Source organism: Clostridium guangxiense (genome assembly GCF_021043395.1).
Taxonomy (GTDB): domain Bacteria; phylum Bacillota; class Clostridia; order Clostridiales; family Clostridiaceae; genus Clostridium_S; species Clostridium_S guangxiense.
This window is the reverse complement of the sequence record NZ_JAJNKE010000021.1, coordinates 59451-68184: the sequence shown is the minus strand read 5'-3', so window position 1 is coordinate 68184 and position 8734 is coordinate 59451. Positions and strand designations below refer to the sequence as shown.

General features: G+C 29.6%; 7 protein-coding genes. 5 read left to right on the top strand and 2 right to left on the bottom strand.

All coding sequences use genetic code 11. The features are described from left to right. Positions 1-308: 308 nt before the first annotated feature. Positions 309-929 carry a hypothetical protein gene (locus LQK79_RS12925; RefSeq protein WP_231016798.1) on the top strand — a complete coding sequence of 207 codons (621 nt, stop codon included), beginning with the start codon at positions 309-311 and terminating at the stop codon, positions 927-929. A 109-nt stretch (positions 930-1038) separates the two neighbouring features. On the opposite strand, the gene LQK79_RS12920 is transcribed toward LQK79_RS12925, so the two are convergent. Further along, positions 1039-2079, bottom strand: a complete 1041-nt coding sequence (locus tag LQK79_RS12920) for a LacI family DNA-binding transcriptional regulator (protein ID WP_231016797.1) — start codon at positions 2077-2079, stop codon at positions 1039-1041. Positions 2080-2701: 622 nt separating this feature from the next. Between LQK79_RS12920 and LQK79_RS12915 the strand changes: the two genes are divergently transcribed. From LQK79_RS12915 to LQK79_RS12900, 4 genes are read left to right on the top strand one after another with little or no spacing between them, the layout of a single operon-like run. Further along, positions 2702-3622, top strand: coding sequence for an ABC transporter permease (locus LQK79_RS12915; RefSeq protein WP_231016796.1), 921 nt, complete (start codon positions 2702-2704; stop codon positions 3620-3622). Positions 3623-3647: 25 nt separating this feature from the next. Next, on the top strand, positions 3648-4532 hold the full coding sequence (locus LQK79_RS12910; protein ID WP_053241907.1) for a carbohydrate ABC transporter permease: 885 nt from the start codon (positions 3648-3650) through the stop codon (positions 4530-4532). Positions 4533-4566: 34 nt separating this feature from the next. Continuing rightward, the gene (locus tag LQK79_RS12905) at positions 4567-6198 is read left to right on the top strand and encodes an extracellular solute-binding protein (protein ID WP_053241908.1); all 1632 of its coding nucleotides are present in this window, start codon (positions 4567-4569) and stop codon (positions 6196-6198) included. A gap of 30 nt (positions 6199-6228) precedes the next feature. Further along, positions 6229-7620, top strand: a complete 1392-nt coding sequence (locus LQK79_RS12900; RefSeq protein ID WP_231016795.1) for a glycoside hydrolase family 32 protein — start codon at positions 6229-6231, stop codon at positions 7618-7620. 102 nt (positions 7621-7722) lie between these two features. Here the strand turns inward: LQK79_RS12900 and LQK79_RS12895 are convergent, their stop codons facing one another. Next, entirely contained in the window at positions 7723-8520 is a 798-nt protein-coding gene (locus LQK79_RS12895; RefSeq protein WP_053241910.1) for an IclR family transcriptional regulator, read from the bottom strand. Positions 8521-8734 lie beyond the last annotated feature (214 nt).

Below are 8734 nucleotides of genomic sequence, written 5' to 3'. Positions count from 1 at the left end.
GAGCACTCGGCTGTTAACCGATAGGTTGAAGGTTCGAATCCTTTTCGCGGAGCCATTTTATTTTTTGAACTTTATATAGAAGTTAAAGCTTATATACTTTGGTATATTTGCTTTTTTTTATTTTATTTAAGTTTTCTAAAGTTACCTCGAACATATGCTCAATATTGTAATAAAAAGCACCGCTATAGAGGAAAAAGTATTTCTTTCTTATTTATATATGGTTTTAGATATATTTTTAAATTAATATTATAATTATTTGAAAAATTGGCAGACTATAAATAAGTAAATCTATTTTGGAGGTATATAAAATGTTGAAAAAAAATATTAAAATTATAGGTGCCTTGACTGCTCTAAATATTTTAATTTCATTAAATGTAGGTTACAAATCTACCTATGCTTCATCTGCTAAAAGTACCACTTCAATTAGTGGAACTACAATTATGAATAAAAATCATAAGCATCATGATTATAAATCTCGCTTAGATAAACTGGCAAATGATAATGTTATAAATAAAAAGCAAGAAGACGCTGTACTAAATTTGATAAAATCCGATGAGTTTCATCAATCCATGAAAAAAAATCATAAATGTTCTAAAAATAAATTAAATGCTCTTGTTGAAAATAGAACTATAACTAAAACTCAGGAGTCCTACATAAAGCAAGCATTTTTAGCTTCTAAGAAAAGTGGCAAAAACTTTAAAATTTCTTTTAATAATGAACTTGATACTTTAGTAAATAAGAAAATAATAAATAAAAATCAAAAGACAGCAGTGCAAAATTTATTTGATTCTTGTAAAAAAGAGCGTATTAGTAATTTAAATGTACTTTTTAAGCGCAAATTTGATGTACTTGTGAACAATGGAACAATAACACAAAAACAAGAAGAGGCTATAATTAGAGGCTTATTAAATTCTAAGTATAATTCATAAATTAAGCAGGAAGGTGTAAACGGATCCTATGTAAGGTTCATAAATATAATTTATTATATTTATGAACCTTACATAGGATCTTTGATTTTTTGTGAAAAGATTTATTAAATCAAATAATATTACCTGTAGATTCCCTAAATATAAGTTTGGTTTTTACATGAGTTATTTGAACAGGTTTAGATGGATTCCTAAGTCTTGATAAAATTAAATCTGCAGCAATAGCTCCCATTTCATTGCTGTATATATGAACTGTTGTTAAATGAGGATCAATGATACGAGATTCAGGAGAATCATCAAAACCAGTTATAAGAATATCTTCAGGAATCTTTATATTTTTGCTCTTTAAAGCTTTTATTAAAGCAATTGCAACAAAGTCATTTGCGCATATAAATGCTGAAGGAAGTTTATCAATAGCATCTAGCTGACTGTTTATCCAGTTTGGGCTTACATATGGAAATTTATTATCTTCAGTTATACAAAAGGATAAGTCAAGTTTTAAATTGGACTCTATTAATGCTCTATTAAATCCTATCCATCTTTCATTAAAACTTTTGCAATGCTTATAGTCACCAACAAATCCTATTTCTGTATGTCCACTATTTATTAATTTTTTTGTTAATGAATAAGTGCTGTGTTCATTTTCCATTAGGAGGATATCTGTGTTAAGGTCCGGATAAAATATGTCAGCGGTACAATCTATGAAGATTGTAGGAATTTCTAGATTATTTATTAGTTTTGTATAAGCTTTATTAAATAATTCAATACATACTATTCCATCAACATTCTTTAATTCAAAGTTATTTGGAAGAATAAGGGCATCAATTTCAGCTTGCCTTATGATATGAATAGATAGGTTATAACCTTCTGAGCTTATTTTTTTTTCTAGACCGTTTATTAATTTAGAGCCAAAGTGTGAGCTATCAGGCATACTTGATGTTAAGAGAGCTATATTGCCAGTTTTTTTTGTTGGCAGGCTTTCGTTATTTATAAAAGCAAAATGCTTATATTTTAATTCAACAGCTTTTTTTATAACTCTATTTCTTGTTGATTCAGGTATACTATCATTCCTATTTAAGGCTTTGGATACTGTGTTTCTAGAAAGATTTAATGAATTAGCAATATCTTGTATAGTGACTTTTTCTTTATTCATATATATGTATCTCCTTTGCATTATTTATATATTCAACAATTAGATGTATATTTACACATGGTCAATTTTGTTTCAATAATATAACGTAAAATAATTATAATAGATTTAAAAGTAAAGGTCTACATTATATTTGTTTTATTTACAAAGCTTTAATTAAATAAGGCTAATCATTTTAGCTGTATTCTTGCTTATATATAGTTTGATTTTTTCTAGGTTGAAATTGTGCAATATTTATTCCTCCTTATTAAAGTTTGTACATTTTATTTAAAAATGTAAACCATACTATATGTTAATGTACAATAAGATTCCCTAAAATACAATACAAAATTAAATATTTAGTGCTTTTTTATTTAAGCTTGTAAATAGGTACAAGTCATGGCTTTTACCTATACTGACATTATACCACTACTTGCTAGTAAACAAATGTAAAGACTAAATAGTTTCAAATGAAAATAAAAAAACAAACAAATGCAAAAAGAAAACGTTGACATTTGAATTATATTTTGCTACAATTACATACAAGGAAATCAAAAATGTTGCAAATGTTTATTGCAGCTAATGTTAACTGAGGAGGGGTTGTTTACGCGTTTTAAGATTAAATTTAAAGGAGGTATATATAATTTTGATTAAGTATAAAACAGGAACTAAAAAATTAAAGTACATAAGAGAAAATTATCAATTGTACCTTTTTATACTGCCAGCTCTAATACTTACTGTAGTATTCAAATATATCCCGATGTACGGTTCAATAATAGCATTTAAGGATTTCAATGCCTTAAAAGGTATAATGGGTAGCCCATGGATTGGACTTGAAAACTTTAGAAAATTTGCAAGTACACCTGATTTTATGAATTTATTATTGAATACATTAAAACTAAGTGTTTATGGTCTTATATTTGGGTTCCCGGTTCCAATTATTTTAGCACTTATGATTCATAGGGTTAAAAGTGTTGGATTAAAGAAAAAAATACAACTTGTTTTATATGCACCAAACTTTATTTCTGTTGTTGTTATTGTTGGCATGCTTTTTATTTTTTTATCACCAGTAGGACCTATCAATAAGATTGTAACTTTATTTGGTGGAAAAGGTATAGACTTCATGAGTGAACCTGGATGGTTTAGATCAATTTATATTATAAGTGGTATTTGGCAAGGCGCAGGTTGGGCATCTGTAGTATATCTTGCAGCACTGTCTAATGTAGGACAAGATTTACTTGATGCAGCTATTATAGATGGAGCAAATATTTTTCAGCAAATTAGACATGTAGATTTCCCAACTATAAAACCTATAACTGTCATACAGTTTATTTTAGCTGCGGGAAACATTATGAGTATTGGTTTTGAAAAGGCATATTTAATGCAAACCTCTATGAATATTCCAACCTCTGAGATTTTACCAACATATGTTTATAAAATAGGTTTGCAAATGGGAGATTATGGATATTCAACGGCAATAGGACTCTTTAATTCTGTAATCAATTTAATATTACTCGTATCCGTAAACCAAATAGTAAAAAAGTTAAATGAAGGTCAAGGATTGTAATTATATAAAATACAGGAGGAAAAAAATGGACAAGAATTTATCAAGAACCGATAAAATTATATTGGTTTTAAATAATATATTGCTTGTAGTTCTAGTGCTTTGTGTATTGATTCCATTAATATATGTTATTTGTGCTTCCTTTACGCAGCCGAGCACTTTGTTAAGCAAAGGACTTACACTTAATTCGAAGGACTGGACTTTGGAAGGTTACAGACGTGTATTTAAAGATCCAGAAATGTTAATAGGTTTTAGAAACTCAATATTTTATTCAGCCTCATTTTCATTTGTTTCAGTTGTGATAACATTATTTGCTGCTTATCCACTGTCAAGAAAGAATTTTGTAGGTAAAGGGTTTTTTATGACAATATTTGTTATTACGATGTTTTTTAATGGTGGACTTATACCAACATACTTATTAGTAAAAAATTTAAATATGCTGGATACCCCATGGGCAATTATACTACCAGGAGCAATTAATGTCTGGAATATTATATTAGCCAGAACATATTTTCAAGGTATTCCAAAGGAATTAAGGGAGGCAGCGACAGTTGATGGTGCAAATGATACTCAGTATTTCTTTAAAATATTATTGCCGTTGTGTAAACCTATAATTGCAGTTTTAGTTTTATATCAGTTTGTGGCACAGTGGAATTCTTACTTTGATGCCATGATTTATTTGAAAAGTGCTAATTTGCAGCCGTTACAGATTGTTTTAAGATCTATATTAGTTCAAAATCAACCTAGTACTAATATGGCGGCTAATGCTGCGGATACAGCTAAATTACAAGAAATAGCTCAGATGATTAAGTATTCCAGTATTGTTATTTCAAGTTTGCCTTTAATATTAATGTATCCTTTCTTTCAAAAATATTTTGAAAAAGGAGTATTAGTAGGATCTATAAAGGGATAAAAATATTTTAAATTAAATCGAGGGGGATATAAAAATGAAAAAAGTTAAATTGTTAGTAAGTGTATTAATGTCAATCAGTTTGCTTGCAACAGGATGTTCAGGAAGTGGGAATTCTACAGCTTCAAAAGCAAAAGGATCAAATTCATCACCGTCTTATGGCTTAACTAATCTAAGTTTTCCTTTGAAGAAAAATGTTAGCTTAAAATTTTTAACACATAGTTCAGCACTTGCACCTAATAATCCAAATAAAAAGTTGATTTTTCAGAGATTTGAAAAGGCTACTAATGTTCATATTAATTGGACAAATTATACTGATGATCAATTTTCAGATAAGAAAAATATACTTCTAGCAAGTGGAGATTTGCCAGATGTAATATATGATGCGCAGTTTTCAGACTATGATCTGTTAAGATATTCAAAGCAAGGAGTTATAGTTCCAGTTGATAAATTAATAGATAAATATATGCCAAATCTTAAAAAGATTCTCAAAGAAAATCCTCAGTATAAAAAAATGTTAATTGCACCGGATGGACATATTTATTCGTTTCCATGGATTGAAGAGCTTGGAACAGGAAAGAATGCTATTCAAGCTTTGGATGATATACCTTGGATAAATAAAAAATGGTTAGATAAATTAGGGTTAAAAATGCCAACAACTACAGATGAGTTAGAAAAAGTACTCACTGCATTCAAAGATAATTCATCAAAGCTTGGTGGTAATGTAATTCCAATGTCATTCATGATAAATCATGGTGGTGAAGATCCAGCAATGCTACTTGGAGCTTTTGGAAAGGGTGATAATGATGATCACTACGTGGTTACAGAGGATAAAAAAGTTGTTTATACTATGACACAAGATGATTATAAGAATGGAATAAAGTGGATGAATAAGCTTGAAAATGATGGATTAATAGATAAGGAAGCATTTACTCAGGATTGGAATACCTATGAAGCAAAAGGTAAAGCTCAACGCTATGGATTGTATTTCACATGGGATAAAGCAAATATTTCAGGAAGTAGTGATGACTATGTTCAATTACCACCTTTAAAAGGACCAGATGGACAAATAAATGTACCACGTACAAATGGTATTGGATTTGACAGAGGTAGATGCGTAATTACAAGTGCAAATCAAAATCTTGAATTGACAGCAAAATGGTTAGATAGATGCTATGATCCAATTCAATCAGTTCAGGATAACTGGGGTACTTATGGAGATAAAACTCAGCAAAATATTTTTGAACTTACAAGCAATAAGACTTTAAAACACTTACCACTTAGCGGTACTGCACCTGTAGAATTAAGACAAAAAACTTGCACAGGTGGACCTTTAGCAGTATTAAATAACTATTATGGTAAATATACTACAAAACCGGATGATGCAGCATGGAGACTTAACATACTAGAGACAACATATGTTCCATATATGAAGGCAACTTATAATTATCCTATTGTTTTCATGAATCAAAATGATCAAAGTCAAATAACACAGCTTGAAACAGCAATGAAGACTTATGCAGAAAGAATGAAAGCACAGTGGATATTAAAAGGTGGAATAGATAAGGATTGGAATAGTTACTTAACTAAATTAGATCAATTGGGAGTTAAAAAGGCAGTTGGTATAAAACAAAAGTATTTAGATAATTATTACAAGAGCAATAAGTAAAATTAAAATTATTCACGTCGGAGGTAAAGTATGGATTTATATAGACCGCAGTATCATTTTATGCCAGAAAGAAATTGGATGAACGATCCAAATGGACCCATATATTATAAAGGAAAATATCATTTGTTTTATCAGCATAATCCTAATGATTATTGCTGGGATACAATGCATTGGGGGCATGCAGTAAGTAAAGATTTAGTTCATTGGAAGCATCTTCCTATAGCGCTATTTCCATCAAATGAGTTAGGAGAGAGACATTGCTTTTCTGGATGTGCAGCGGTAAACAACGAAGGAGTTCCAACAATAATTTATACAAGCATAGGTGAAGATAATAGAAATGCAAAAGTAGGTGCGGAACAGTGGATGGCTGTGAGTCATGATGATATGCTTACTTGGGAAAAGTATAAATTTAACCCTATAATGAAACCAGGCATACATGGCAAAATGAATATAGAAGAGTGGCGAGATCCATTTGTTTGGAAGGAAAATGAAGTTTGGTATATGGTACTGGGAGGAAGTTGTGAAGATAAGGGCTGTGTTTTAATATATAGCTCTCATGATCTTCAAAACTGGAAATTTTTAAATAAAATGTTTGAGGCGCCAAACTTTAGATTTTTAGAATGTCCTAATATGATAAAATTCGGCGAAAAGTATGTACTTGTTTATTCTCCTAGCAGTATAGTTAGATATCATGTAGGAACTTTAAATAAAGATTTTACGTTTACATCAGAATATGAGGGAATATTAGACAATAGTGGATATGATGGTTTTTATGCACCAAACACATTAATGAATTCTAGTGAAAGAAAAATAATGTGGGGATGGATGACTGAAACTTCTAGAGGAGAATTTGAAGGGGCAAAGGGATGGGCAGGAGCTCAATCTATTCCTAGAATACTATCTTTAGGCTCGGATAACTTACTTAGAATAGAGCCGGCCTCTGAATATGAAATGCTTAGATATGATGAGGAAACCTATGACAATAAAGTTATAGATGACAATAAAATGGCTTTATTATCTAAGGGGAGGGCTGTAGAAGTATCAATGGAAATACAGATAAGTGGGGGAGAAAATTTTTCTTTGAACTTACTTGAAGCACCTAATGACGAGGAAAAAACAGTAGTCAGATATGATGCAGTTAATGGAGAAATCCTTGTAGATAGAACCAAGTCAAGTATTTCTAATGAGGTACACAAAACTGTGCTTAAATCCCCACTAAAAAAACAAAAAGGGGAAGTGCTAAATCTTCGTATATTTATTGATCATTCAATTATTGAAGTATTTGCTGATAGCAAAGTTTGCATATCAACAAGAATATATCCAACACTTGAAAGTAGTGAAAATATAAGCATTGAACTTAATAAAGGAAATAAGTTAAATGTGAAAAAACTTAGTGTATGGAAAATGAAATCTATATGGTAAAAATATAGGAGGATGTGAAAAAAGGTATTCTATAGACAGCTTAACAAGTAGCCATTACCAATTATACTGGTAGGCTACTTGTTTATTAGTATAATAATTAAATTAAGAAGGTACATATCCCATCAAATTACTAATGTTTTTAGCAACATTCATAAATTCATCTTTATATTTAAGTAAATCATCTAAGCTGTTGAAAAGAGTTACAGATGAAAGACTGGTTGCTGCAATGATTTTATTGGTTCTATCAAAAATTGGAACAGCTATGCATATAACACCAGTATCATATTCAATATTATCAAGTGCATATGAATTTTTTCTTATCTCATGAATCTCATCTAAAAAGTTATTTATATCGGTCACGGTATTCTCTGTATATTTAATAAAAGTTGTATTTTTTAATAAGTCTTTTATTTTATCGTCAGAAAATTGAGAAAGTAATAGCTTTCCAGAAGCAGTGCAATAAATTGGTGCTTTCTTACCTATTCTTGAAGACATTGTTATGTTTCTTTTTGTGTTTTCTGGTGAAACTTTATCAACATAAATTATATTACAATATGACTCATCAGGGATACAAAGGTGTATAACTTCATCAACTTTATTTGCAAATTCACGTATATATGGTCTAGCAATGTTTATTAAATCCATGTTATTAGTTATGGAAAAGGATAGGTTAAGTATCTTTATTCCAAGCTGGTATTTGTCGTTTTCTTTATTTTGTGTAACGTATCCTTTATATTTCAAAGTTGTTATTATTCTATGTATAGTACTTTTACTCAAGCCTAAATTCTTTGATAATTCTCCAATTCCACAGCCTTTTGGGTAGTCTGCCAAGCAATCGAGTATGTCTATGGCACGTTCTACTGATTGAACTAAATTAAAGTTGTTTAAATCTTCAGACATGTATTAAATCCTCCTGTGTAATTTCTATCTTTATATTATATTGTAATATTTAATATAGATTTTAACAAATAAAAAAATGCTAAATTTTTTATTTAATGTGATTGACAATCTTAAAATATAATATTAAAATATAATTAGAAATTGAAACGGTGTTCCGCAATGTGGAACATAATGAAAATACATTAATATATATTTGTTTTATATGAAAGTATTG

Coding starts and splice junctions, on each gene's coding strand:
- LQK79_RS12925 (WP_231016798.1), top strand. CDS start 309: ATGTTGAAAAAAAATATTAAAATTATAGGTGCCTTGACTGCTCTAAAT.
- LQK79_RS12920 (WP_231016797.1), bottom strand. CDS start 2,079: ATGAATAAAGAAAAAGTCACTATACAAGATATTGCTAATTCATTAAAT.
- LQK79_RS12910 (WP_053241907.1), top strand. CDS start 3,648: ATGGACAAGAATTTATCAAGAACCGATAAAATTATATTGGTTTTAAAT.
- LQK79_RS12905 (WP_053241908.1), top strand. CDS start 4,567: ATGAAAAAAGTTAAATTGTTAGTAAGTGTATTAATGTCAATCAGTTTG.
- LQK79_RS12900 (WP_231016795.1), top strand. CDS start 6,229: ATGGATTTATATAGACCGCAGTATCATTTTATGCCAGAAAGAAATTGG.
- LQK79_RS12895 (WP_053241910.1), bottom strand. CDS start 8,520: ATGTCTGAAGATTTAAACAACTTTAATTTAGTTCAATCAGTAGAACGT.